General features: G+C 56.9%; 26 protein-coding genes. 9 read left to right on the forward strand and 17 right to left on the reverse strand.

From position 1 onward, the window contains the following. Positions 1-9: 9 nt before the first annotated feature. The 4 genes from phnE (ACR3EH_RS06520) to phnC form a co-directional block, all read right to left on the reverse strand. On the reverse strand, positions 10-1,377 hold the full coding sequence (gene phnE, locus ACR3EH_RS06520) for a phosphonate ABC transporter, permease protein PhnE (RefSeq protein ID WP_171187113.1): 1,368 nt from the start codon (positions 1,375-1,377) through the stop codon (positions 10-12). Next, positions 1,374-2,255: a phosphonate ABC transporter, permease protein PhnE gene (gene phnE, locus ACR3EH_RS06525; protein WP_171676084.1), complete on the reverse strand. Its 882-nt coding sequence runs from the start codon at positions 2,253-2,255 to the stop codon at positions 1,374-1,376. Before phnE (ACR3EH_RS06525) ends, phnE (ACR3EH_RS06520) begins: the two co-directional genes overlap by 4 nt. 67 nt (positions 2,256-2,322) lie before the next feature. Beyond that, positions 2,323-3,225 (reverse strand): phosphonate ABC transporter substrate-binding protein, encoded by a 903-nt coding sequence (gene phnD, locus ACR3EH_RS06530; RefSeq protein ID WP_171676086.1) that lies wholly within the window; start codon positions 3,223-3,225, stop codon positions 2,323-2,325. Between the two features lie 66 nt (positions 3,226-3,291). Further along, entirely contained in the window at positions 3,292-4,113 is an 822-nt protein-coding gene (gene phnC, locus ACR3EH_RS06535; protein WP_171676088.1) for a phosphonate ABC transporter ATP-binding protein, read from the reverse strand. 163 nt (positions 4,114-4,276) lie between these two features. Here phnC and rpe point away from each other — a divergent pair, with 163 nt between their 5' ends. Continuing rightward, entirely contained in the window at positions 4,277-4,966 is a 690-nt protein-coding gene (rpe, locus tag ACR3EH_RS06540; RefSeq protein ID WP_171094455.1) for a ribulose-phosphate 3-epimerase, read from the forward strand. Positions 4,967-5,052: 86 nt separating this feature from the next. Here the strand turns inward: rpe and ACR3EH_RS06545 are convergent, their stop codons facing one another. Then, positions 5,053-5,997 (reverse strand): transferrin-binding protein-like solute binding protein, encoded by a 945-nt coding sequence (locus ACR3EH_RS06545; RefSeq protein WP_171187121.1) that lies wholly within the window; start codon positions 5,995-5,997, stop codon positions 5,053-5,055. Between the two features lie 222 nt (positions 5,998-6,219). Between ACR3EH_RS06545 and ACR3EH_RS06550 the strand changes: the two genes are divergently transcribed. Further along, positions 6,220-7,491 (forward strand): tetratricopeptide repeat protein, encoded by a 1,272-nt coding sequence (locus ACR3EH_RS06550; RefSeq protein WP_171676090.1) that lies wholly within the window; start codon positions 6,220-6,222, stop codon positions 7,489-7,491. Between the two features lie 63 nt (positions 7,492-7,554). Here the strand turns inward: ACR3EH_RS06550 and ACR3EH_RS06555 are convergent, their stop codons facing one another. The 4 genes from ACR3EH_RS06555 to parC all read right to left on the reverse strand — a co-directional run bounded on the left by ACR3EH_RS06555 (position 7,555) and on the right by parC (position 13,892). Beyond that, positions 7,555-9,390, reverse strand: a complete 1,836-nt coding sequence (locus ACR3EH_RS06555) for an amidohydrolase (RefSeq protein WP_171187125.1) — start codon at positions 9,388-9,390, stop codon at positions 7,555-7,557. Positions 9,391-9,572: 182 nt separating this feature from the next. Continuing rightward, positions 9,573-10,748 carry an elongation factor Tu gene (gene tuf / locus ACR3EH_RS06560; RefSeq protein WP_171182005.1) on the reverse strand — a complete coding sequence of 392 codons (1,176 nt, stop codon included), beginning with the start codon at positions 10,746-10,748 and terminating at the stop codon, positions 9,573-9,575. A 115-nt stretch (positions 10,749-10,863) separates the two neighbouring features. Next, positions 10,864-11,454 carry a hypothetical protein gene (locus ACR3EH_RS06565; protein WP_171188974.1) on the reverse strand — a complete coding sequence of 197 codons (591 nt, stop codon included), beginning with the start codon at positions 11,452-11,454 and terminating at the stop codon, positions 10,864-10,866. A gap of 89 nt (positions 11,455-11,543) precedes the next feature. Beyond that, positions 11,544-13,892, reverse strand: a complete 2,349-nt coding sequence (gene parC / locus ACR3EH_RS06570) for a DNA topoisomerase IV subunit A (RefSeq protein WP_171188972.1) — start codon at positions 13,890-13,892, stop codon at positions 11,544-11,546. 206 nt (positions 13,893-14,098) lie between these two features. Here parC and ACR3EH_RS06575 point away from each other — a divergent pair, with 206 nt between their 5' ends. The 6 genes from ACR3EH_RS06575 to ACR3EH_RS06600 all read left to right on the forward strand — a co-directional run bounded on the left by ACR3EH_RS06575 (position 14,099) and on the right by ACR3EH_RS06600 (position 18,377). Next, entirely contained in the window at positions 14,099-14,746 is a 648-nt protein-coding gene (locus ACR3EH_RS06575; RefSeq protein WP_253746759.1) for an SH3 domain-containing protein, read from the forward strand. A 69-nt stretch (positions 14,747-14,815) separates the two neighbouring features. Continuing rightward, positions 14,816-15,643 (forward strand): SDR family NAD(P)-dependent oxidoreductase, encoded by an 828-nt coding sequence (locus ACR3EH_RS06580; RefSeq protein WP_171188970.1) that lies wholly within the window; start codon positions 14,816-14,818, stop codon positions 15,641-15,643. Between the two features lie 77 nt (positions 15,644-15,720). Beyond that, on the forward strand, positions 15,721-15,924 hold the full coding sequence (locus tag ACR3EH_RS06585; RefSeq protein ID WP_171180728.1) for a twin transmembrane helix small protein: 204 nt from the start codon (positions 15,721-15,723) through the stop codon (positions 15,922-15,924). Continuing rightward, the gene (locus tag ACR3EH_RS06590) at positions 15,925-16,497 is read left to right on the forward strand and encodes a cob(I)yrinic acid a,c-diamide adenosyltransferase (protein ID WP_171188968.1); all 573 of its coding nucleotides are present in this window, start codon (positions 15,925-15,927) and stop codon (positions 16,495-16,497) included. It abuts the gene before it with no gap. A gap of 192 nt (positions 16,498-16,689) precedes the next feature. Beyond that, complete coding sequence (locus ACR3EH_RS06595) at positions 16,690-17,448, forward strand: electron transfer flavoprotein subunit beta/FixA family protein (RefSeq protein ID WP_171096053.1); 759 nt, start codon at positions 16,690-16,692, stop codon at positions 17,446-17,448. Beyond that, positions 17,448-18,377, forward strand: a complete 930-nt coding sequence (locus ACR3EH_RS06600) for an electron transfer flavoprotein subunit alpha/FixB family protein (protein ID WP_171188966.1) — start codon at positions 17,448-17,450, stop codon at positions 18,375-18,377. The genes ACR3EH_RS06595 and ACR3EH_RS06600 overlap by 1 nt, the downstream gene beginning before the upstream one ends. 55 nt (positions 18,378-18,432) lie before the next feature. Here ACR3EH_RS06600 and ACR3EH_RS06605 read toward each other — a convergent pair whose 3' ends face one another. Then, positions 18,433-19,236 carry a DUF6473 family protein gene (locus ACR3EH_RS06605; protein WP_253746760.1) on the reverse strand — a complete coding sequence of 268 codons (804 nt, stop codon included), beginning with the start codon at positions 19,234-19,236 and terminating at the stop codon, positions 18,433-18,435. Positions 19,237-19,400: 164 nt separating this feature from the next. Between ACR3EH_RS06605 and ACR3EH_RS06610 the strand changes: the two genes are divergently transcribed. Next, positions 19,401-20,276, forward strand: coding sequence for a 3-hydroxybutyryl-CoA dehydrogenase (locus ACR3EH_RS06610; protein ID WP_171188964.1), 876 nt, complete (start codon positions 19,401-19,403; stop codon positions 20,274-20,276). Positions 20,277-20,351: 75 nt separating this feature from the next. On the opposite strand, the gene ACR3EH_RS06615 is transcribed toward ACR3EH_RS06610, so the two are convergent. The 7 genes from ACR3EH_RS06615 to ACR3EH_RS06645 are packed head-to-tail and all read right to left on the reverse strand — an operon-like array spanning position 20,352 to position 25,771. After that, positions 20,352-21,251, reverse strand: a complete 900-nt coding sequence (locus tag ACR3EH_RS06615; protein WP_171180739.1) for a lysophospholipid acyltransferase family protein — start codon at positions 21,249-21,251, stop codon at positions 20,352-20,354. 38 nt (positions 21,252-21,289) lie between these two features. Further along, complete coding sequence (locus tag ACR3EH_RS06620; protein ID WP_171096062.1) at positions 21,290-21,559, reverse strand: HPr family phosphocarrier protein; 270 nt, start codon at positions 21,557-21,559, stop codon at positions 21,290-21,292. A 16-nt stretch (positions 21,560-21,575) separates the two neighbouring features. After that, a complete protein-coding gene (locus ACR3EH_RS06625; protein WP_171096064.1) occupies positions 21,576-21,968 on the reverse strand; it encodes a PTS sugar transporter subunit IIA in 393 nt (130 codons plus the stop codon). After that, the gene (rapZ, locus tag ACR3EH_RS06630) at positions 21,965-22,846 is read right to left on the reverse strand and encodes an RNase adapter RapZ (RefSeq protein WP_171648463.1); all 882 of its coding nucleotides are present in this window, start codon (positions 22,844-22,846) and stop codon (positions 21,965-21,967) included. The genes ACR3EH_RS06625 and rapZ overlap by 4 nt, the downstream gene beginning before the upstream one ends. Beyond that, the gene (locus tag ACR3EH_RS06635; protein ID WP_171188959.1) at positions 22,843-23,313 is read right to left on the reverse strand and encodes an HPr kinase/phosphorylase; all 471 of its coding nucleotides are present in this window, start codon (positions 23,311-23,313) and stop codon (positions 22,843-22,845) included. The genes rapZ and ACR3EH_RS06635 overlap by 4 nt, the downstream gene beginning before the upstream one ends. A gap of 3 nt (positions 23,314-23,316) precedes the next feature. Further along, positions 23,317-25,035, reverse strand: coding sequence for an ATP-binding protein (locus ACR3EH_RS06640; RefSeq protein WP_171188957.1), 1,719 nt, complete (start codon positions 25,033-25,035; stop codon positions 23,317-23,319). Positions 25,036-25,066: 31 nt separating this feature from the next. After that, a complete protein-coding gene (locus ACR3EH_RS06645) occupies positions 25,067-25,771 on the reverse strand; it encodes a response regulator transcription factor (RefSeq protein WP_171096072.1) in 705 nt (234 codons plus the stop codon). Positions 25,772-25,929: the final 158 nt, after the last annotated feature.

Below are 25,929 nucleotides of genomic sequence, written 5' to 3' on the forward strand. Positions count from 1 at the left end.
CATCTTTGTTCAGGGTAACAGGAATGTCTTGCGTGCAGCATCGCGCGGCTTGCGTTTTTTACCCGTTTCGCCCTGGATCAATCGTTTGCGCAGCCAACCCGAGAACCAGTCCATCAACATGACCATCAGGATGATCAGGATGATGTAGTATGCGACCTCTTCCCAATCCTTTTGCGTGATGATTGCCTGCGTCAGCAGAAGGCCAATGCCACCGCCTGTGATTGCACCAATCACCGTCGCGCTGCGGGTGTTGGATTCCAGAAAATACAACAGCTGGCTCAGCAACACAGGCGTGACCTGCGGAATGACCCCAAAACGATATCTCTGCGGCGCATTTGCGCCTGTGGACTGAACGCCCTCGATTTGCTTCTGGTCCACATTCTCCAACGCTTCCGAGAAAATCTTACCGAAGGTCCCGGTGTCAGTCACCAGAATGGCCAGCGCGCCTGTCAAAGGTCCGGGGCCAAAGGCACGGGCCAGCACCACGGTCCAGATCAAGGCGTCCACACCGCGCACAAAATCGAACACGCGACGCGTTGCAAAGCGGATGGATTTCATCGGATTGAAATTGCGCGTCGCAAGGAAGGCCAGTGGCAACGCCACCATGGCCGCGCCCAGCGTGCCCAGAAACGCCATCAGAATCGTCTCGAAGATCGCCCACGCCACGTCCTGATGCCGCCACATCTTGTTGGTCCAGAAGTCATTGAAAATTGCACCCGCCTCACCCGACGCCGCCCGCCCGGCCAGTTCGGGGAAGGACTTGCCGTAATAGGGGCTGTCGAGCGTGAACCAGAACAGCTCCCACCCGGTGAAGTAGCGAAACACTTCCGACCGATTGCGTGTGACGGTCAGACGGCCAGCATCCGTCTTGATTGCCAAGCGGTTCTTCGAAACGTTGATCCACTCTGGCACGTCACCCGCAGGCAACTCTGCCTGTACGCCAGCCGAGCGGCTGGGCGTCGCCCGAACAGTTCCATAACCGGGGATGTCATACTCGACCGTTTCCGGTCCGAACCGCACCACGTGGCCGTCTTCCAGATCGATCACGGTTGTCTCACCCAGCGTCACCCAGTCCGGGGCCTGACCTTCAGGATACGCGCCCTTGCGTTCGCCTTCGATCGCGGCCGAGACTTCGCCGGTTCGATTGTCACGCTCGACATGCGTCTTGTAGCTGTAGCTGTCCGATACCAGTGTCTTACCGTTTTCCCAATTCGCGCGCGCCGCAAGCCCCGGGACGTCAAACGCGAAGAAGACGTAGACCAGATAAGCCAGCACCAGCGCGGGTAGCCCGAAATTGACCAGCCTTTTTCGGCTGAACAGACGATCCGCTTCAGTTTTCAGCTCATCGACGGTCAGATTGGTTGCGAAGGTGCTCATACCGAGGCTCCTTTTTCCGACCCATGAGTCAGGCGGTCGCGCAGGACACCGGACAGCTGGTCCACGACGACGATTGTTACAAAAAGCAGAAGGAAAATGGCTGCGGCCTCATCGTACCGCCCCTGTCCCCAGGACATGGCGTTGCGCAGCTCATAGCCCAGACCACCAGCGCCAACAAAACCCAGGATGGCCGAGGCGCGAATGTTGATTTCAAACCGCAACAACGCGTAGCTGACATAGTTGGGACCGACCTGTGGGATCACGCCCAGATACATGCGTTGCGACCAGTTCGCACCCACCGAATGCAGGCCCTCGACCGGCTTGAGCGGGGCGTTTTCGTTGACCTCGGAAAACAACTTGCCCAGCGCACCTGCTGTGTGAATGGCAATGGCGATCATTGCCGGCACCGGACCACCGCCCAAGATGAAAATCAGTACAAGTGCGATCACAATCTCGGGGACCGCGCGGCACACATCTGCAATTCGGCGAAACAAAGGGATCAAGGCGGGCCAAAGTGCCATGCCGCGCGTCGACATCAAGGCCAGAAACGTACCTGCAATCGCACCGATCAAGGTCGAAGCGGCAGCGATATTCAGTGTTTCGATCAGTGCGGGGAAAAACTTGGCCAGGTTTTCCGGCAGCGCACCGATTTTTTCCCACGCCTCGGCCAAAACCTCAGCGGGGTAGTCGAAAATATGCGTCCAGCCATCGCGGAAACTGCCAGCGTTGCGGTCGTCAGCAACACGAAAGCCCGAGGCCATAACGGCAACGAACAGGATCAGGAGGATACCACCATAGACCCGTTTGCGGCGCGTCATCGCCGTATAGTCATCGCGGATCTGGTCGACGGTCGGGGACCCAGCGGTCAGGTCTGTCATGGAATGCTCCTGGGTGGAAAAACGGGGCCCGGATCTTCACCGGACCCCGATCATTGGGTATGCAGGCTTAGTTGGACTTCAGCTTGCGTGCTTCGATGATGACTTCGTAGGCATCATGCGTGATCGGCTCGAACGCTTTCGCCTCACCTGCGGCAACGCCGTAGAAGCAATCACGGTCTTTCTCGTGCAGGCCAGCCATCAGGACTGTCATCTTCTCTTTGACATCCGCAGGCAGCGCTGTACGCAGAACAACCGGACCTTCCGGGATCGGCTTGGATTTCCAGATTTCAACCATGTCGTTCATGTCGACCAGACCGGCATCAACTGCGCGGCGCAGCGCGCCCGAGTTGTATCCGTCTTCCCAGTTGCCAAGACCATCGGCCCAGGTAACACCACCATCAACGTCACCATTGTTGACCGCGACGATGGTCTGCTCGTGACCGCCGGTGAACTTCACTTCACCAAAGTAGTCGCCTGAGTCCATGGTGGCACCGGTGGCCTGCGGGATTTCGATGGACGGGATCAGGTAGCCCGAGGTCGAGTTCGGATCGCCAAAACCAAAGGTCTTGCCTTTCATATCTTCCAACGAGGTGATGCCGCTGTCCTTGCGGGCAAAACCAACCGAGTAATACCCGTGACCGCCGTCGACGTTCACCTTAACCAGAACCGGCTCAACCGCTTCGGGATCGCTCAGATAAGTTTTGGCGTAACCCGACGCGCCCAACCATGCCATGTCGATGGTACCGCCCAGCAGACCCTGGATCACACCGTTATAATCGGCAGGCGCAAACAGCTTGGTCTCAACACCCAGCGTTTCTTCGGTGTATTCACGCAGGCATTCGTTGTTGTTCAGACGGTCCTGAGCGTTCTCACCGCCCAGAATGCCTATGCGGAATTCGCTGATGTCCTGTGCCATGGCCGGTACAGCCAACGCAGTTGTCGCCGCAAAGGCAGCAATCAGTTTTTTCATCTGTCTCTCTCCAGTTTGATTGCCCCGGCCTTTCATCGGGCCGGGCGATGAAAGGGGGTTGGTGGCTCAGATGGTCGCTTCCGCTTCCATCAGGGCCTTCTGGGTGGCGTCCAGAGTTTCGATCTCGGTTGATGTCGCCTCTTCCGAGAAGCTGGTATCGGCACCATAAATTTCACGGGCAACACCGGTCGTCAGTTGTTCAGGCAGCCCGTCAAAGACGATGCGTCCGTCACGCATACCGACAACGCGGTCGCAATAGCGGCGCGCGGTGTCCAGCGTGTGCAGGTTGGCGATGACGGTGCGACCGTCCTCTTCGTGGATACGGCGCAGCGCCTGCATCACCACCTGAGCGTTCATTGGGTCCAGCGAGGCGATGGGCTCGTCCGCCAAAATGATCCTGGGGTCCTGCATCAGGGCGCGTGCGATAGCGACGCGCTGTTGCTGGCCGCCTGACAGGGCCTCCGCGCGCTTCGGTGCGTGCTCGGCAATACCCAGACGATCCAAGATGTCGATAGCGCGATGGATGTCTTCCATCGGGAACAGGTTGAACATGGTGGCCAGGGTCGAATGGCGGTTCAGCGTGCCATGCAGAACGTTCGACACAACATCCATACGCGGCACCAGATTGAACTGCTGAAAGATCATGGCGCAGTCAGCTTGCCAGGCGCGCTTTTCGCGGCCCTTCAGTTGGGTAACGTCACGACCTTCGAACAGGATCTGACCATCGCTGGAGTCCGTCAGTCGGTTGATCATCCGCAGCAGGGTCGACTTGCCTGCACCAGACCGTCCGATAATCCCGATCATGCAAGGCTTATCCACATCCAGCGTCGCAGCGTCCACAGCAACGTTGTCGCCAAAGCGTTTGGTCAGTTTCTTGATATGCAGCACGTGCCACCCCCAAATGATGTTGGCGGTCAGCTACAGATGCCATTCAACGGATATGTGTCAGCGTGGTGAAAGTTTTGTAACGGACCAGCCGTTGCGGGGGCTATCCATCCCCCTGCCCCACAGGTATACGCTTCGGCGACTCTTTTTCTGATACGAGGCCATCATGAGCTTTGACCGCACCATCAAGATTGCTCCATCGATCCTGTCTGCCGATTTCGCCAACTTCGGAGCAGAGATTCAGGCCATCGAGGCACAAGGCGCGGATTGGGTCCACGTGGATGTCATGGATGGTCATTTCGTTCCGAACCTGACCTTTGGCCCACCCGCCGTCAAAGCCTTCCGCCCGCACGTGAAAACCGTGATGGATGTGCACCTGATGATCACCCCTGTTGATCCTTACATCCAGGCGTATGCCGATGCCGGAGCGGACATTCTGACCGCACATGTCGAGGCGGGGCCTCATACACATCGCACCCTGCAAGCGATCCGCGCGGCAGGTATGAAAGCAGGCGTCGCCCTGAACCCCGGAACGCCGGCAGAAGCGGTCGAGCACCTGCTGGATCTTACCGATCTGGTTTGTGTGATGACGGTGAACCCCGGATTCGGAGGTCAGAAATTCATCGATATGACCGGCAAGGTGCGCAAGCTGCGCGAAATGATTGGTGACCGTCCGGTACATATCGAAATCGATGGTGGCGTGGATCCAAAAACTGCCCCGTTGGTCGCAGCTGCAGGTGCCGACGTACTGGTGGCCGGTTCGGCTGTTTTCAAAGGTGGATCGGTGGACCAGCCGGACGTGTACGGTGAGAACATCCGTGCTGTACGCGCAGCAGCACAATCAGCGTTGTCCTAGTTTCGAGACTGACATTACCGGCCAGTAGCTCAGCTCTTTACCGACGGTGAAAGGAGCCCTTCACAAAAAGGGCTCCTTTCCATCTATCAATCCGCGCCGAACGACCCGATATGCGATACGCCGTTGGCGCCGGACGCTTGGAACGTCCCACCAACTTCTTCGGCGTTCGGGCCATAAAACACTCCGTAAGCTTCGCCATTTGTCCCTGGCCCGGAAATCGTCGCGGTAAAACCAGAATTCGAGACGCTTCCTGCCCCGGTAAAGTCTAGCTCGGGTGCGGCCCGATCTGGAACACCCACCACCAGACTGTTCGCATTTGTGTCAGAGCTGGCGATTGTAGCAGTTGAAAAATCAGTGGTTACCGTGATTTCAGAACTCGTTTGATACTGGAAACCATCGCTTAGGCGGGCAACGCCCGTACTGATACCCTGATATGAGGCAGAACGACCGGTGGGCATGTCAGCGGTTGGCGTCACCGAACCGTACGACCCTGCAGCTGCGCTTCCCGAAGTTTGTTCGCGCCCTTCGATCCACGTCCCGAAGGTTTGATATTCAAAACGCGTGCGAGACGGATCAATCAGCAAAGCACCTTTATCGCGGTCAGGCGAGTTAAAAACCGCGGTTACAGCACCCTGCTGAACAGTATCGCCCGTGCGGCTGTCCAAGGTTACATTTGACCCGGTTGCAGAGCCGGTAAAAGCAATAATGTTGCCCCCGCTTGTGTCCACTGTCACCGTTGAATTCGAAGGTATCGATTGGTTTTGGACGGCCACTTCGCGCGTGGACTGATTGGTCGTGAAGGTCTGAACAACGGCTCGGCCGTTTAATGTTGCTGTCCCGTTCTGCGGCAGAACCAATCTCTCAGCTGGTTGTGTGGAAATCGGCCCTTGCACGCCCGATCCACCAGAGGAAGACCCGCCACCCCCGTCGTCTCCATCCAGATCGAAATCAATTCCGGCGACGCCACCGCAGGCACCCAGCAATACAATGGGAAATAATGCTGCAATCCTGCAACTAATCTTCGTTTTCATAACTGCTCCGTAGTCAATACTTTGGCGAAACAGTACTCATTCACCCATGCCGTGCAAGCAGAGTTATTAATTCAATCTAAAGGACTTTTCAGTGTTGCCTCAAATGCGACAGGTGCGATTTGCAAGGCGATACCAACAGCTTGTCCAGAAACGGCCGCGCTGTGGCTCGGCCTTTCTTCTTTCACATCCTGTTTCGATCTACAACCCTGACGAGAGCCCGATTTGAAACCCGTTCGCGTTTTTTACTTCATCCTGATGTCCGCCTGCGCATTTGTTCTCGCAAGTGCTGTCGTCCCGTATCAGGCCGCTGCTGAGACAAACCATCAGGTGGCGCAAAGCGCCGCTCAGTTTGAAATCGAAGCCATCTTTCTGAGCGGCCTCGCCGATCTGCAAAATGGCCGCCCCGAAGATGCGATCGAAAAGTTCTCGGCCATTCTGGCGGCAAACCCGAATCTGACCAGGGTGCGACTGGAACTGGCCCGCGCCTATTTCATGGCCCGCCAATGGAACCGGGCACGCAATGAATTTTTCACCGTCCTGTCTGGTGATCTGCCCGATCCTGTTCGCACTCGTGTTTTGGCATTCATCCGGGAAATCGACGCGCGCCGGGGATTTGACTGGGATTTAAGTCTCAGGTTCACAACCGTCGGCAATCCCAGAAAATATGAAACAGACCAAATCACGCTGAATTTCGCCGGTGTCAACCTGCCCTTTACGTTAAATCGGGACACATCGACCGAGGTCGGGATCCGAGCTACAGGCGCGGCGAACTTTCGGAGACCGGTAGATCTTGGATTCTCCGACCTGCAAACCGTTGCCTATGCATCATTTAACTTCGACGTGACTGAGGCCCGGACCTCGCGCTACGATGACTATATCTTCGTGGGCCGCTTCGGCCTGCGCACCTTGTCTCAAAACACCACAAGCTCGTTCGGGCCTGCGATCGGAACGCGACTGATCGGAGGGAGAGTTTATGAGAACCGCATAGCACTGGAGGCCGCCTTCGAGCGGCGCAACCTGCTGGGGAACTCCATGTTTGGGGCTTTGACCGGCTCAAAACTCTACAGCCCACGCTCCAGCCTGCTTGACGGCCACTCTTTTGAAGGAGAGCTTGGCGTGCGGCGCTCTATCCGTGGTCGCGGTGTGGTCGGAATCAGCGCCTTTTTTCAGGACAAATCCGTTGACGACACGCTTGAGAATTACACGCGCAAAAGACTGACCGTGTTTGGTCAGTACGACACCCGTGGCGGCTTTACGTTCCGGCCTTCGGTCTATCTGGAAAACAAGTCTTTCAAAACCCCCAGCCCTCTTCTGACAGGAAACCCAAACGAAACTTCTTGGGGGTCGCGTTTACGGATTGAAAAGAACGACCTGTTCATTGGAAACGGGTTTTCCCCGTTTGGTTTGATTGAGTACAGCCGAACGGAGTCCGACATCCCGGCCTATAGTTTTACTGAGACCAATTTCGAGCTCGGGCTAGAACGACGCTTCTGACAAAGCAACCTCGGTTTGTTCGTTTTTTTACCGGTGCCCGCACCTCTGGTTTCGTCGGGCTGTTCACTCAAGCTCCTTTCCTAAAAGCCATGGGTCTTCAACTTTCATGCCCTGATAAACCGCATGCAAAAAAAGATGAGCAATCACCGGGTCGTTTGAAAATGGCGAGAACTGCAAGTTACCCTCTCTGACGCCTTCATCTGCTTCATAGACGACCTCGTCGCCTTTTACAGTTACAAGCACTTCAAGCTCTGCCAGCGTTTCGGGGTCGACCGCTGTGGGGTCATCCGACAGGATCACAAAATCCGCAACTTTTCCAACTTCGATAGAGCCCTTTTCATCTTCTTCGAAATGCTGCCAGGCGGGCCAAATTGTCATGGCTTTCAGGGCAGTTATGACGTCGACCCTCTGATGCGGTCCCAAAATGTCGCCCGACCGTGTGCGACGCGTGACGGTCGCGGCAAGTACACGCATACTGTCGGGAAAGGCGACCGGGGCATCGTGATGTGTCCCGAACATCATGTCACGTTCTCGCAGCCATCCCGTGGGTGAGATGTTGTCAGCGTTGACCGGCCCCACAGTATGATCCCGGTGCCAATCACCCCAATAGAATGTATGCATCGGGAACAGCGATGGAAAAACGCCCAGCCGTTTAAAACTGGCGACCTGATCCTCTCTTAGAAATTGGCCGTGGATCAAAACAGGGCGATTGCCCGGGTCACCATATTTGATCTGCGCCTCTTCAAGGGCCGCGATCAACATGTCAGATGCCCCTTCGCCGTTGGAATGCACGAGGATCTGGAAGCCGTTTTCGTAACACCAGTTTACCGCATCCTGAAGCTGCTCCATCGTTATTGCTGCATATCCGGCATACCCGGCGGCGTAGTTTCCAACCGGGTTGTAATAGGGTCGGTCCCGCAACGCCGTGAAACCTTGCGGCGAGCCGTCGATTGTAAGCTTGCAGCCGCCAACCCGGACGCGGTCACCGTAATCCGCTGAGGTGTTTTCTCCGATATAGTCCCTCGACTCCAACACATCTGGAAAAGCGACCACGTCTATGGGCAGACCATCTTCGGCAGCAACTTTCTTGAGGACTTCGACAATCTCACCCGAAGATCGGCCTTCTTGTCCGGTCGTATATCCAAACTTTGCCCAAAGTTCAGTTCCGGCTCTGGCAAAGGCGGCCAAGCCCTCCTCGCCCAGATTTCCAAGTATGGGAACGAGCACCGAAAAGAACGCGTATTCTTCCAAAACACCATTGGGTTCTCCGGCTTCATCGCGCTGAATGACCCCGCCGGGAGGCGCCTCTGAAGCGGCAGTGATGCCTGCCAACTCCAGAGCTTTTGAATTTGCGACACCAAGATGCCCGGATTGATGAATGATGATCACAGGCAAATCCTCGGACACCATGTCCAGATCTTGCCGTGTCGGGTGACGCAGTTCCTTCAGTTGCGCATTGTCATAGCCAAAGCCGATGATCATTTTCACCTGCTCAACGGCTTCCGCGTTCTCAGCGGCCCAGTTGGACAGTGTTGATTGCAGGGTCGCAATATCTACGACGTCCCCATCCGGCGGCGCGAGGAGGTTGGCGGACAAAGCCTGCAATCCACCCATGACGACATGACCGTGGCTGTCCACAAAGCCCGGCAGCATCGCGCGTCCGTTCAGGTTGAAGGTTTCCGTTCCATCACCTTGATGTGTGGACAGATCAGATAGTGAACCGACGGCCAGTATGCGTCCGTCTTTGACTGCGACCGCTTCGGCAGTGGGGCTTTTGTCATTCATCGTGACAATTGGACCCCCGAGATAGATGCGATCCGCAACTTGTTGGGACGCCGCCGAAGAAGACGAAAACGCGAGTGCCGCGACAAGACAGAGTGAACGAGCCGATACGTGCATCTTGTGACCTCTTTCGAATTGCAATGTCTCAATATGAAAGAAGGTAGCATTTTGGCGGGCGTTTCCGAAAAAGAAAAAGGCCGCCCCCTGTTGGACGGCCTTCTTTAGTTCTTTACCGAGTTGCTCCCGGCAGATTTTCCTGAGGAAAATCGCCTGCCGCAACCAGGCGCGACAAGCGCGCCTTACTCGATGATTTTCGACACAACGCCGGCGCCGACGGTGCGGCCGCCTTCGCGGATCGCGAAGCGCAGGCCCTGCTCCATCGCGATCGGTGCGATCAGCTCAACGCCGAACGACACGTTGTCGCCAGGCATGACCATCTCGGTGCCTTCGGCCAGGGTCACGGTGCCGGTCACGTCAGTTGTACGGAAGTAGAACTGCGGACGGTAGTTCGCGAAGAACGGGGTGTGACGACCGCCTTCTTCCTTGGTCAGGATGTAGGCTTCGGCTTCGAACTTGGTGTGCGGTGTAACCGAACCCGGCTTACACAGAACCTGGCCACGCTCAACGCCGTCACGGTCAACACCACGCAGCAGCGCGCCGATGTTGTCGCCTGCTTCACCGCGGTCCAGCAGCTTGCGGAACATTTCAACGCCGGTGCAGGTGGTTTTCGAAGTGTCGCGGATGCCGACGATTTCGATCTCGTCGCCAACGTTGATCACGCCACGCTCAACACGGCCGGTCACAACGGTACCACGGCCCGAGATCGAGAACACGTCTTCGATCGGCATCAGGAACGGCTGGTCAACAGCACGCTCAGGGGTGTCGATGTAGTCATCAACAGCCGCCATCAGTTCCTTGATCTTCTCTTCGCCGATTTCCGGGTTGTTGCCTTCCATCGCGGCCAGAGCCGAACCTGCAATGATCGGAATATCGTCGCCGGGGTATTCATACGAAGACAGCAGCTCGCGGATTTCCATTTCCACCAGTTCCAGCAGCTCTTCGTCGTCAACCTGGTCAACTTTGTTCATGAACACGACCATCTTCGGGATGCCAACCTGGCGGCCCAGCAGGATGTGCTCACGCGTTTGCGGCATCGGGCCGTCAGCGGCGTTCACAACCAGGATCGCGCCGTCCATCTGGGCAGCACCGGTGATCATGTTCTTGACGTAGTCGGCGTGGCCGGGGCAGTCAACGTGCGCATAGTGGCGGTTGTCGGTCTCGTATTCCACGTGGGCGGTCGAGATGGTGATGCCGCGCGCTTTTTCTTCCGGCGCACCGTCAATCTGGTCATACGCTTTGAAGTCACCGAAATACTTGGTGATTGCTGCGGTCAGCGTCGTTTTACCATGGTCAACGTGGCCAATCGTGCCGATGTTGACGTGCGGTTTTGTACGCTCAAACTTTTCCTTTGCCATTCCTCAGGCGCCCTTTTGCGATTTGGGGGACCCTTGGTCCCGTGGTTACATCTGCGCGCGCGAGATATTTGGTTCAGGGGGGAAAATCAAGCACATCCTGAGGGAAATACGCCGATCACGCCGGATTTTGCGTGACCTCGACAGATTCCAGCGGTTGGATCAGGTCAGGCCGCTTGTCGAACCACCCTTGCTCAAGGTGTTCTTCGGCTAGCCATTCCTCGACGCGATCAGCAACTTTCAGTGCCAGACCGCTCATTTGTTCTTCTTTGGTGCGCTCATGCCCCGACCCTTTCAGCGCACTTCCACCTGTCGTGTCTTCCAACACCTGAAATTGCTTTCCTTTGGCAAGGAACTCTTTTTTCTTAACATCATAGACATTGACCAACACAATCGCCGTGCTTTTGGGATTGTAGATCACGGGTATGCCGGGTGGGGCCAGCATATAGCCTTCCAGACTGATGCCGATGTCGTATTCCTGAGCCCCTTCATAACGTCCCAGGCGAATATCGACCGCATTCTGAATCGCCGCGGTCCATTCGTCCGGGGTGGCGTCCCGGCTGACCGGTCCCTGAACGGCCTTATCAGCGAACGCGTAGTTGACGCGCAGCTTGAATTCGCCCAACGACTCGGGCTCTTCGTATAACTGCGTCTGCGTGCAAGCGCCCATCAGGGCCAATCCGGTGATCAAGGTCAGAATGCGCAACATGGTCTCGTCTCGATAGGCCTGTTTTTCTTTGATCTAGCGCACCGATGCGGCTTGTGCCAACCCGTATCGGCAGATTTCCACTTTTGCGATCACGAGAACTTGTAATCCCGCGGGAAGCCATAGGGCGGTTTTTTACCAACGCTGGCACGTTTCGACAGCCATTGGGACATGTCGGCCTCGTGCCGGGTTTTGTCGCCACCCATGGACCATTTCAGCCCCTCTTCCCAGTTGAAGGTGGTAATGTCGGACAACCCTCCATCCAGCTCCAGCGTACCCTGACGCCCGCGCGCCATGTTGTATTTCTGCAAGCGCACACCTTTGCCACGGGTCATCTCGGGAAGCTCTTCTGTTGGGAACACGAGAAATTTGCCGTTCTGAGACACGACAGCCACGTGATCTCCTGCGACCGGCTTGCAGATCATCGCCGTCTCGTCGCCTTTTACATTCAATACCTGTTTGCCGTTACGGGTCTGTGCCAGCACGTCATCTTCGGGCACCATGAATCCGTTGCCCGCATCCGAGGCCACCAGCAGCTTACGCCCCGGCTTATGGATCAGGATATCGATGATCTGCGCCTCGTTCGGAAGATCGACCATCAGGCGCAGCGGTTCGCCCATGCCCCGTCCACCGGGCAGATTGGCCGCACTGACAGTGTAGAAGCGCCCATTCGAGGCAAACACCAGCAGGCGATCTGTGGTTTCCGCGTGGAAAATGAAACGCGGGCCATCACCATCTTTGAACTTCAATTCGCGCTTCAGGTCGATATGGCCTGTCATGGCGCGAATCCAGCCCATCTGAGAACAGACGACCGTGATCGGCTCCTTATCGATCATTGCCTCAAGCGGAACTTCTTCGACTTGTCCGGCCTCGGCGAACATCGTGCGACGCGCGCCGCCTTCGTAATCCTTGCCGAAAGTTTTCTTGGTCTCTTTCAACTGCTCGGCAATCTTGGCCCATTGCAGGGCGGGATCTGCCAGCAGGTCTTCAAGATTGGCGCGTTCCAGCATCAGCTCGTCGCGTTCGCGGACCAACTCCATCTCTTCCAGACGGCGCAAGCTGCGCAAGCGCATGTTCAGGATGGCGTCGACCTGAACCTCGGACAGTTCGCCCTCACCCAGCTTGGGCGTGACGTAGTCAGACTCATCGGTGGCGCGGACGTGGTCGATGCCCCAATCCTCGCGCATCAGCGCGGCTTTGGGGTCGTCGTCATAGCGGATAATGTCGATCACACGATCAAGGTTCAGGAAAGCGACGATAAAGCCCTCCAAGACCTCCAACCGATGGTCGATCTTCGCCATGCGGTGACGTGAGCGTCGGATTAGCACCTCTTGTCTGTGATCGAGGAAGGCACGCAGCACTTCCTTCATCGAACAGACCTTGGGCGTTACGCCGTCGATCAGCACGTTCATGTTCAGACTGAACCGCACCTCAAGGTCCGAGTTGCGATAGAGCATGCCCATCAGCACCTCGGGGTCCACGTTTTTAGATCGAGGCTCAAGGATCAACCGGATGTCATCGGCAGATTCGTCGCGCACATCGGCGAGAATCGGGATTTTCTTGGTCTGGATCAGCTCTGCGATCTTTTCGATCAGCTTGGATTTCTGAACCTGATACGGAATTTCAGTGACGATGATCTGCCACTGGCCGCGCCCCAGATCTTCGACCTCGTATTTGCAACGCAGACGGAATGAGCCGCGCCCGGTGCGATAGGCCTGCGCGATGTTCTCGGGCGGCTCGACAATCACGCCACCAGTCGGGAAGTCCGGTCCAGGCACGTAGTTCAGCAACGTATCGTCGCGGGCATCCGGCGTCTTGATCAGATGCAGGCAGGCATCGCACAGCTCGGCAATATTGTGCGGCGGAATGTTCGTCGCCATACCCACAGCGATACCGCTGGCACCATTGGCCAAAAGGTTGGGGAATTGCGCAGGCAACACCACCGGTTCGGTCAACGTGCCGTCATAGTTGTCGCGGAAATCGACAGCGTCTTCGTTCAACCCTTCAAGCAGCGCTTCGGCGACGATGGTCATCCGCGCCTCGGTGTATCGCGAAGCAGCCGGGTTATCCCCGTCGATATTGCCAAAGTTCCCTTGCCCGTCGACCAACGGGTAACGGACGTTGAAGTCCTGCGCCAATCGCGCCATCGCGTCGTAGATCGCAGCGTCGCCATGTGGGTGATAGTTACCCATCACATCGCCCGAGATCTTGGCGGACTTCCGAAAACCTCCGGTTGCACTGAGTCGCAATTCCCTCATCGCATAGAGGATTCGCCGGTGAACCGGCTTCAGCCCGTCGCGCGCGTCAGGCAGGGCGCGATGCATGATGGTAGAGAGCGCATAGGTCAGATAGCGCTCACCTATCGCGCGGCGCAGCGGTTCGGCTACCTCGCCCCCACCTTCGGGGGCCTCCATGTTGGGGTCGTCGATGGTATCGTTCATATATGATGTGATACGACGCAAGCGCGCCTTGGTAAAGCAAGCAGCAAGTATTTTGCTGGGGACAAGTCGCGCTTTTTGCAACAGGGGGAGGCAAGTGTGTGTTTTCCCCGAATTTTCGACTCGGCGTTACAATTATGCTACCATTCCAACAATTGAATAATTGCTGCCTAATATTGTTGTTACGATTACCTTGGGGGACGGCCACTATGCGCCTGATACTTGTTACTTTTGCCGCTCTCGGCTGGACCTTTTACGTGATGAGCGGAGGTCCGGACTTTGAACCGCGCGGTGTGCGCGAAGCTAAACCTGAACGCGTTGCTGTTGCACCAAAACCGGCTGCGCCGGCGATCGAACCTGCGCCTGTTGAAAACCTTGTCACACAAGCGGCCATCAAATCTGAACCTGTCGTGCCGGTGACTGCCGAGGTGGTGCAAGTGACTGCCGAACCTGTCGCCGAGCTGGGCGAAGAAGAAACCAAAGCGCTGCTATCGCAGGTGGCTGCGGGTCTAAAGGCAAACCCATCGTTGTTTAGCGACGAGAATGTTACTCTTACCTTGGCGTCGCTGGAACAAGGCGTCGCCTCGCTTGAACAGGTCACCACAGATGCCGAACTGCCAACAGTGGACCTGTCCTCAACCGTTGAAACACCTAAGGACATCCGCGAGATTTCGGGCACCCGCGTCAACCTGCGGGACGGCCCCGGAACTATCTATCCGATCATTGGCAAAGCCGGTCTTGGCCAGCAAGTCGAGGTATTGAGCGAATCGGGCACCGGCTGGCTGCGCCTGCGCGTGTTGCCGGGGCAACAGGTTGGGTGGATTTCCGCATCACTGGTCCGGAAAACAACAAACTGACGCCAGAGTGTCATTGCCCTGCCGCAAACCCCGCCATAGCTATTGGCGGTGTAAAGGTGCGGAAGGCTTATGCAGAAATCGATTCTAATTACGGGATGCTCTTCGGGCATCGGCCTGGATGCGGCACACGGAATGCGTGCACGTGGATGGCGTGTCTTCGCATCTTGTCGCCAGCAGCGCGATTGTGATCGTTTGCGCGCACAAGGCTTTGAAAGTCCGAGAATCGACTATACCGACCACCAGAGCATAACATCAGGTGTGTCATCCATACTTGAGGAGACGGGTGGTACTCTGGATGCGCTGTTCAACAACGGTGCCCACGGCCTGCCCGGGGCAGTCGAAGACGTGCCGACCGATGGATTGCGCCATATCTTCGAAACCAATGTCTTCGGATGGCATGAGCTGACGCGCCAAGTAATTCCCGTTATGCGGGAACAAGGTCACGGCCGAATTGTTCAATGCTCTTCGGTTTTGGGCCTTGTCGCCTTTCCCTGGAGAGGCGCTTATGTTGCAACTAAATATGCCATCGAGGGTCTGACCGATACGATGCGGCTGGAATTGCGCGACACCGACATCCATGTGGTTCTGATCGAGCCCGGACCCATTACGTCGAAGCTGCGGGAAAAGGCGATTCCGATGTTCGAAAAGTACATCGACTGGGAAAACTCGGCTCTGCGGTCAAAGTACGAAGCCTCTTTGCTGAAACGTCTTTATGAAAGCAGCGGGCCCGACAAGTTCGAGCTACCGGCCTCTGCTGTGACAAACAAACTGGCCCACGCGGTCGAAGCGCGACGCCCCAAACCGCGTTATTACGTGACGACGCCCACATATGTGGCCGGAGTTCTGCGGCGGATTTTGCCCACAAAAGCCACTGACCGGATCCTCTCAGATATCTGAGGTGAAATTTCCCGTTCGCTTTTTGACCTCTCAACGCTAGATGGGTCATAATCGAAAAAACCGGACGGTGACTTAAAATGGACCTTTTGATGGTCGTACTGCTTTTGGCTATGGCGGCGGTTGTCGTTGTGCTGACCTTGGGCATTGCGAATTTCGGCAAAAGCGGCATGGAAGCCGCAAAGAAAAGCAACAAGATGATGCGGCTGCGTATCCTCTTTCAGTTCATTGCCGTGGTGCTGATCGTTCTATTCGTCTATCTGCGCGGACAAGGGGTGCAATAAATGGTCGTTCTCAACAAGATTTACACTCGCACGGGCGACGACGGCAAAACGGCTCTGGGCAATGGCGAGCGCGTTGCCAAATACGCAGGCCGCGTTGCCGCATATGGCACGGTAGACGAATTGAACGCCTTTGTCGGTGTAGCCAGAAGCGAGGCTGAGGGCGAAACGGATGCAGCACTTTCGCGCATTCAGAATGACCTGTTCGACCTGGGTGCAGATTTCTGCCGCCCGGACATGGATAAGGACGCCGAGGCCGACTACCCGCCTCTGCGTATTGTGCCATCTCAGATCGATCGGCTCGAAGCCGAAATCGATGTAATGAACGAAAATCTTGAACCGCTGCGCAGCTTCATCCTGCCAGGCGGATCGCGTCTGGCTGCACATTTGCACGTGTGCCGTACCGTGTCGCGCCGCGCAGAACGGCTGGCAGTTGAATTGACGAATATGGAGCCGGTCAACGACGTTGCGGTCAAATACCTCAACCGCCTGAGCGACTGGTTCTTTGTCGCCGCACGTTGCGCAAATAACAACGGCAAAGATGACGTTTTGTGGGTTCCCGGCGCGAACCGCTGATCCCGAATTGCAGAGGATTCAGGCGGCAGCGCCCGCCCCTCTGCGAAAAAAACCGCAAAACGCGACGTCCCAACGCCATGACGTGACGATTTTGCTCTGTTGTGCCACTGCCGCAGGCGCTATCTAGTCCGTCGAGAGCATTGGTGGAGTCGCCACAGCGGCTTGCCGTTTTTTTGAGGAGCATACGCAAAAATGAAGGTACTGGTGCCTGTCAAGCGCGTGATTGACTACAACGTTAAGGTCCGCGTGAAAGCGGATGGGAGCGGTGTTGATCTCGCCAATGTGAAAATGTCGATGAACCCGTTTGACGAGATTGCTGTCGAAGAAGCAATTCGTCTGAAAGAAGCGGGCAAAGCCGACGAAGTTGTTGCCGTTTCGATCGGCGTCAAGCAAGCACAGGAAACGCTGCGCACCGCGCTGGCGATGGGCGCAGACCGCGCGATCCTGGTTGTGGCTGCCGATGACGTGCACACCGACATCGAACCGCTGGCCGTTGCCAAGATCCTGGCCAAAGTGGTCGAGGAAGAGCAGCCGGGCATCGTTCTGGCGGGCAAGCAGGCGATCGACAACGACATGAACGCCACCGGTCAGATGCTGTCGGCTCTGCTGGGCTGGTCGCAAGGTACCTTCGCGTCCGAGCTGGACATCGAAGGCGACAGCGCCAAGATCACCCGTGAAGTGGACGGCGGTCTGCAGACTATCAGCGTCAAGATGCCGACCATCGTAACCGTTGACCTGCGCCTGAACGAGCCGCGCTATGCGTCGCTGCCGAACATCATGAAGGCGAAGAAAAAGCCGCTGGATGAAAAAACCGCCGCCGATTACGGCGTCGACGTCACCCCGCGTCTGGAGATTGTCAAAACTGACGAGCCGCCGGCACGTGCCGCTGGTATCGTCGTGGGCTCGGTCGACGAGCTGGTCGAGAAACTCAAAGAAGCGGGGGCTGTGTAATGGCTGTACTTCTGCTGGCTGAAGTTAACAATGGTGAGCTGTCGATGGACGCCACCGCCAAGGCCGTCAACGCTGCGAAAGCTCTGGGCGATGTGACCGTTCTGGCCGCAGGCGGTTCCGCCGCCGCTGCTGGTGAGGCCGCCGCCAAGATCGACGGTGTGTCGAAGGTTCTGGTCGCCGAAGATGCCTCGCTGGGTCACCGCCTGGCGGAATCGACTGCGGCGCTGATCGTGTCGCTGGCTGATGGATACGAGCACATCGTTGCCCCTGCGACCACCGACGCCAAGAATGTGATGCCGCGCGTTGCTGCGCTGCTGGACGTGATGGTGATCTCGGATGCGTCCGGCGTAGTTGACGGCTCGACCTTCGAGCGTCCGATCTATGCGGGCAACGCGATCCAGACCGTGAAATCCTCCGACGCTAAGAAGGTTGTCACCCTGCGGACCGCCAGCTTTGATGCAGCGGGCGAAGGCGGCTCGGCCCCGGTCGAAACCATCTCGGTCCCGGCCTCCGAAGGTCTGTCGTCGTGGGTCGAGGACAAGGTTGCCGAGAGCGATCGTCCTGAATTGACCTCGGCAGGTGTTGTTGTCTCGGGCGGCCGTGGCGTCGGCTCGGAAGAGGACTTCAAACTGATCGAAACCCTGGCCGACAAGCTGGGCGCGGCAGTTGGCGCCTCGCGCGCGGCTGTGGACTCGGGCTATGCCCCGAACGACTGGCAGGTGGGTCAGACCGGTAAGGTTGTTGCCCCCGATCTGTATGTCGCTGTCGGCATCTCGGGCGCGATCCAGCACCTTGCTGGTATGAAAGACTCGAAGGTCATCGTTGCGATCAACAAGGACGAAGAAGCCCCGATCTTCCAGGTCGCCGACTTCGGACTGGTCGCAGACCTTTTCCAGGCCGTCCCGGAACTGACAGAGAAACTCGGCTAAAGCCAAAGTTTTTCGTCGACACATCTTTGAAGGCCCGCCAATACGCGGGCCTTTTTCAGTTCAAGTCCCGCAAAACAGGCAATAGTTTCCCGGCAATCTCTCTGTGCGCGGACGGGCCAATGACATGCTCGGCCATCGGCTGCTGCAACGTCCCAAACAACACATCCTCTAACGTGTCTGACACTGCCGTCACGCAAACCGAACATTCAACGACGCCGCTACAGAAGGGTCGAAGCCGTTCGATCATCGCGGCATCCGGCAAGACAGGATCGCTATGCAGACCGGCCTGCCTTTGCACATGAAGCCAAAGCAGTATGACTGGCGGCTCTATGCGGCGAACCAGCTTTGAACAAGCGCGCAACCAAGCTTCTTGCAGCTCTTGCACGACAATTTCGAAACGGGCGCCCTGTTCGGCGCGCAGCCGATCCAACAGATGCCGCACGAAGTGGATTTCCGTGAAATCGACCTCTGGATATAACTGTACCAGATCGAGCGTAGGTTCCACGAAACGATCATTGCGGCGCGGATGCACCCGGTAGAATCGGTTCGACTGGTACGGCAGATCGGGGACCTGCAATACGCAAAATTCCGACGCATTCACCAGTTCCGAAAGCACCGGGTCACCCAGCATGGCCTCAAAACCACAAAATAGGCTGCCGAAATTGATGCAGGGCAGCTTTAAACGCTGGCCAAGCTCAACTGGAAACGGATTCTCAACAAACCGGCCAAAGGTCTCCTCTCCGCCCAGACAGGCCACATAGGGCTTGCTCAGATCGCCCGGCGGGCCTCGAAACCACAGTTTGGACCCCATGTATTGACAGGCGGCGTCTCCACCACCGCCAGATTGATGAAAGCTCATATCAAGCCCCCCATTTTCTCACCCGGTTGCCATCTTGCGGCCGCAGATGTTGAGAAATTCCTAATGCGCGCATTTGAAGCAAAATTGACAGGTTCGATCCCCTTGCCGCCTGCCCCGCTCTGCCGATACTGTCGCGATAACCTTCAGGGCAGAGGCAGCTGGACATGGAAATCAAATCGGTCGGAGTTATTGGCGCGGGTCAGATGGGAAATGGGATTGCCCATGTCCTGGCCTTGGCGGGATACGAGGTCTTGCTGAACGATGTCAGCCAGGACGCGCTGACTAAAGCTGTGTCTGTTATCGAAGGCAACTTGGCGCGTCAGGCTTCTCGCGGCAAGATCAGCGACGACGATATGCAGGGTGCACTGACACGTATTACGACAACGTTGGAACTGCCCCGTCTTGGTCAAACCGATCTGGTCATCGAAGCCGCAACCGAGCGGGAGACGATCAAGCAGGCTATCTTTGAGGACCTGCAGCCGCATCTGCTGCCGCATACAATCTTGACGTCGAATACGTCATCCATCTCGATTACGCGCCTGGCCAGCCGCACCGACCGGCCAGAGCGGTTTATGGGCTTTCACTTCATGAACCCGGTGCCGGTCATGCAGCTGGTGGAACTGATCCGGGGCATCGCCACGGACGAAGAGACATTCAGCGCTTGCAAGGCAGTGGTCGATCGCCTTGGTAAAACCGCCGCAAGCGCCGAAGATTTCCCGGCCTTTATCGTTAACCGGATCTTGATGCCGATGATCAACGAAGCCGTTTATACCCTGTATGAAGGCGTCGGCAGCGTTCAATCCATCGACCAGTCGATGAAGCTGGGCGCGAATCATCCGATGGGGCCGCTGGAACTGGCGGACTTTATCGGGCTGGATACCTGCCTGGCGATCATGAACGTCTTGCACGACGGTCTGGCAGACACCAAATACCGCCCCTGCCCGCTGTTGACGAAATATGTCGAGGCTGGCTGGCTGGGCCGCAAGACCGAGCGCGGGTTCTATGACTATCGCGGAGAGGTTCCGGTACCAACACGTTGAAAGGGGGCCAGCCCCCTCGCCCGGATTTCATCCGGGCTCACCCCCGAGGTACTTTTGGCCAGATGAAGACGCGGATCAGGCTTTGTTTGACTGGCCCAAGGACATTGTGCGATCCCGTAGCCATGCCATGAAGCCGCGTGGGTCGCGCTCGAGCAGTTCCATGTCTTCATCACCGATCGGCTCGCCGATAACCGGCGATTGCGGTTTGTTGCAGGATCGGACGATTTCATGCAGCAGCAAACCCTGGCGCAGGATCGGCGACAGTTTATTGGCAATCTGGTACCAGCGCGAGTTGCTGCCCGGAAAGAAAATCGGCAACACTTGCGCGCCCGAGCGACGGATCATTTTGGCGGTGAAAACGTTCCATTCCCGCTCGATAGCTGGACCAAACCAGTCATCCGATGACATCACCACGCCTGACGGGAACAAGGCCACTACACCGCCATTCTTCAGGTGCTCCATGGCCTTGCCGCGCATCTCCAGCATCTTGGCTTGCGCCTCGGGGTCGTGCGGGAAAGGCACCGGGATCATGAAGGATGTCGCGGCCTCATCCAGCCCGGTTAGAACTGAGCGGGTTAGAATGCGGTAATCGCTGCGGACCCGTCCAATCAGCTCGGCCAGGATCATACCATCGACCATACCGTGCGGATGGTTGGCAACCACAACGACGGGACCGGTTTTGGGAATCCGGGCAATCTGTTCCTGAGGTGTGGTCAGGTCGATTCCCATAGTCGTAAGGGCACCGCCCCAGAACCGCTGGCCGCGATAGTATTCGTTCTTTTTTTCGAATTTGTTGACCATGCGCAGGATGGTCAGCTTGCCAGTGCACCATTCGATGGCCCGAATGGCGGTCGAAGTCCAGGCATCGTCAAACGAGTTCGCATAGGTCAGGGTTCTACGGTCGTAGATTTCGCCCTCATCCGCGGTCCCATCCACCACAGGGCTTGTCTTGGTTTCGTGCGTCGTTTCCGCCAATTCCTGGTCTTCCCGTTTTCATGTCCCGGCGGGGCGGATTAGAACCCCTCTCCGAACTTGTCATTCACAAGCGCTTCCAGAGCTTCCGCCAATGCCTCAGCATCCGGCCCCGACGTCTCGACGTCAATAGTTGTTCCGCGCGAAGCTGCCAACATCAAAAGACCCATAATACTGTCGCCTGAGGCAGAAAGTCCGTCTTTTGACACCTCGGCGCGAGCATCGAACCCTTCTACGACCTCGACCAGCTTTGCCGAGGCGCGGGCATGCAGGCCCTTTTCATTGATAATTTTAAGGCTTCGGTTGGTCATAGTCGTCAATCCGGTCTTATTCCAATGTCACATTTTGTGCATTTATGTATTTCCGTCCAGCCTCCATCGCCTGTCGCACGGCATCGCCGATAGGCAGGTGGCGGCTTTTGGCCAATTTGATCAGCATAGGAAGGTTGGCGCCATAAAGAATGCGCCGGTCCTGAGGCGCACAGGCCCTCAGGCTGAGATTCGACGGGCTTCCGCCGAACAGATCGGTGACAACAACGACACCATCGCCCATGTCTACGCTGTCCGCTGCCTGGCAGATCTCGGCCTGTTTGGCATCACGATCGTGTTCAGCTTCGATTGCAATGGCCACCAGACCGGGTTGCGGCCCGACGACATGCTGTGTGGCTGACAGGTATTCCTGAGCCAACCCCCCATGCGCAACGATCACAATTCCGATCAATCCGACCTCACATTCAACGTCCGGCGTTCCATTTCGCGATGCCTAATTGCCACTTGCTGGCCACCTTCGGCAAGGGCCTTTGCCACGGCTTCGGCCATTGCAACAGAGCGGTGTTGCCCCCCGGTACATCCAAAGGCCACAGACAGGTGCGCTTTACCTTCGGCCCGAAATGCGGGCAACAAAAGATTTAGCAGATCCATGACACGTTCATAAAACGGCAAATAGGTCGTGTCCGATTGCACATAGTGCGCGACATCCGGGTGTCGACCATCCGCTGCACGCAACTCGGGGCGCCAGTAGGGATTGGCAAGGAACCGGCAGTCGAACACCATATCCAGCCCGCGCGGCAGCCCGCGTTTATACGAGAAAGATTCAATCGAAACCGCAAGGTGCCGCCCATCCTTGGGGGCAAACCAGGTTTCAACCTCTTCGCGTAACTGATGCACGTTCAAAAGACTGGTGTCGATCAGCGTATCGGCAATCTCGCGGATCGGGGCCAGAAGTTCCTTTTCACGCCGGATGCCGGTTTCTGGGCTGGCATCTCTTGCGACCGGGTGACGGCGACGGGTTTCCGAAAACCGACGCAGCAGAACGTCATCACTACAATCCAGATACAGAACCGTCAGATCCACTTGCGCCATACGACCCAGTTTTTCGGCCAACTCGATAAATCTGATTGTCGAAAAATCCCGATTGCGGGCATCAACGCCCAACGCCATTGGACGATCGCTATCGGCGCTATCGAGCAGGCGCAGCAACAACCCCATCGGCAGGTTATCAATCGCCTCGAAGCCAAGATCTTCCAGTACGTGGATCGCGGTGGACCGGCCTGCGCCTGACGGGCCAGTGACCAATACGATCCGCCGTTGTGAAGTCATGTGTTCGGCCATTCCGCGTCTACACGCCCATACTTTAGCAACTGCACTAATGCTGCTGCCAAATTGGGGACGCCAGCGCCCCGAAGCAAGGGAACAGTTTGCCTCAGGACTTGAACGGTGATCTGTTCGGGAAAACGCGCGGGCTCGCTCTGCGACAGATCCACGACATAGGTTACCGGAGTTGATTCGACCGCCGGGGTCTTGAGCAGGCCGATGTGGCGTGCTTCGATCAAGCCGCGCAGGTGTGGAACGGCGGACGCAATGACCCGCTCTTCGACCATTTCAAGGATCACACGATCATCTGCAACCAAATCTGTCCCAACGGCCATCATCTGCAATGCCAACCCGGATTTACCTGTGCCAGAGGCACCGATGATCAACACGCCGCGCCCTTCAACCGAAACACAGGAGGCATGAACGCACGCCTTGTCCAGGTTTTTGGCGTCTGACAGAAAATTGGTTTGCATCGGTTAAACGGGCAGCCCCACCACGAAACGCGCGCCCAGAGGATCCGAGGTGATGTCGGCCTCGGTCGGGCGTATATTTTCAGCCCAGATTACACCGCCATGGGCCTCGACAATCTGCTTTGAGATCGCAAGACCAAGGCCCGAGTTATTGCCGAAATGCTCGGCCGGGCGCTGCGAATAGAAACGCTTGAACACTTTGGTCAGTGCCTGTTCGGGAATGCCAGGGCCTGTATCCTCAACTACGACCAAAACGCGATTATCGCGCTGACGAACCCAGACGCGAATGGCGTCGCTTTCCTCGCAGAAGGAAATGGCGTTGGTGATGAGGTTGACGAAAACCTGCGCCAGTCGGGCTTCGAGACCGTTGATGATGATCGGTTCAGGTGGAAGATCGGTGATGTAATCGATGCCTTTGGAACGTGCATCCTCGCCCAAATACTGACCCAGATTGCCCAGCAGCTTGAGAAGGTCAAAGGGTTGCTCTTCTTCTTTGACCAGCTCCGCATCCAGACGCGAGGCGTTCGAGATATCGCTGACCAGACGGTCCAGACGCCGGACGTCATGTTCAATCACATCCAGCAACTTGTCGCGCTGATCCTCGCGTTTGACCATACGCAGCGTGCCAACGGCGGATTGCAGGCTGGCCAAGGGGTTTTTGATTTCATGGGCCACGTCGGCAGCGAACTGTTCATTCGCGTCGATCCGATTGTAGAGCGCTGTCACCATACCCCGCAGCGCACGGCTGAGACGCCCAATTTCGTCCGGGCGCGCACTAAGATCCGGAATGCGGATACGACCGGGGTTGACCCCTGTACCGCGGTCCTTGCCCATTTCAGCAGCCGCCGCCAGATCCGCCAGAGGGTTGGCGATTGTCGAGGCCAGCACAAGGCTCAGACCTACGGAAACCAGAAGGGCCACCACAAACATCTGAAGAATGCGTTCCTGTTCGCGACGGGCCAGCGCGTCGATTTCCCCGGCTGGGCCGGTAATGGCAACCGCACCGGCTGGACTATCCGCATACAGGATCGGTGCGGCAGCAACGATCACCGTGTCCCCCGCGCTGTCTTGCACCGCTTGGACCTGCGCTTGCCCTTCCAGCGCTTGCGGAATAATCGCCTGAACCCGTTGCGCCAGCGTCGGAGATTCCGTCTCGGTCGACCAGTTGAACAGGTTGGACAGGCCAATCCACACCGCATTCAGCGTATCGCTGATGACAGTGCTGCCAGTTTGCACTTCGGACTCCGAACGAAGAAGCACGGGCATGTCAGAGATTTGCGGCGCGCCACGCGTCCAACCGATCAGAGTGCCACTTGCGTCATAGACAAAGACTTCGCCGCCTTCGGGAAGTGTTAGCCCTGAAAGCGTATCCTTGACGTCCAAGTTACCAGCATTTTGCGCCGAGGTTTGAGCGCCCTGTCGCAGCTGAGTTTCAAAGACATTGCTGACTAGCTGCGCGTCGCCCAGCAGATTGCGCGCGGTTTGCTGCACCTTTTCTTTACGCGAATCGTCCAGATACAGCAGCCCGGTGACCAGGATCACCAAGGCAATCAGATTGAAGGTGATGATCTTGCGGGCCAAGGGCGATCCACGCAGAGAAAACAGGTTCCTCCGGGATCGCTTTTCTCTCAGCTCGGCAGACTCGGGATCCTGGGGGATGACCCAGTCATCCCCAAGAACGACGTCACCGTCGCGCAGTTCTCTGGCTTCTTCGGTGTCGCGCACGAGAGCCCATTACCTCTTGCAGGCGTCGCGCCTATTCTTCGTTGTACCGGTAACCGATACCATACAGGGTTTCGATCGCCGAGAACTCGGGGTCGGCTGCGCGCATTTTCTTGCGTAGGCGTTTAATGTGGCTGTCGATTGTCCTGTCGTCCACATAAACTTGATCGTCGTAAGCCACATCCATCAGCTGATCACGGCTTTTGACAAAGCCCGGACGCTGGGCAAGCGCTTGTAACAACAAGAACTCTGTTACGGTCAGGGACACGTCATTCCCCTTCCAGCTTACGGCATGGCGCAGAGGATCCATCCGCAGGTCACCGCGTTCCATAACCTTGGTGTCACTGCTGTTGGCGGCCACTGCGTCGCCGCTTGTTGCCTCTTGCCGGCGCAGCAACGCGCGGATGCGTTCCACCAGCAACCGCTGCGAGAACGGCTTTTTTACATAGTCATCTGCGCCCATGCGCAGGCCAAGAACCTCGTCGATCTCGTCATCTTTCGAGGTCAGGAAGATCACTGGCATCTGCGTTTTCTGACGCAGCCGCTGCAGCAAATCCATGCCATCCATCCGAGGCATTTTTATATCGAGAACAGCCATATCCGGCAGCTTTTTGTTGAACGCATCCAACGCGGCCTGGCCATCATTATAAGTTTCAACCTCGAAACCTTCGGCTTCAAGAGTCATGGATACAGACGTCAGAATGTTTCTATCGTCATCCACCAGTGCAATCTTTGACATCGGGCTCACCCCTATTCCTGCTCACTCGCGCAATAATTCGCTTATTTGTAAGGCATTGTTGGCGGTTTTAAGACGCCGAATCAATCCGTAACCTCGAATCGTGCCTTTGTTGCGGCAGGTCTGCGGCAAATTTGCCTTTATGCCCGCAAAAATCTGCC

The sequence above is a fragment of the Ruegeria sp. BG7 genome, assembly GCF_056535685.1.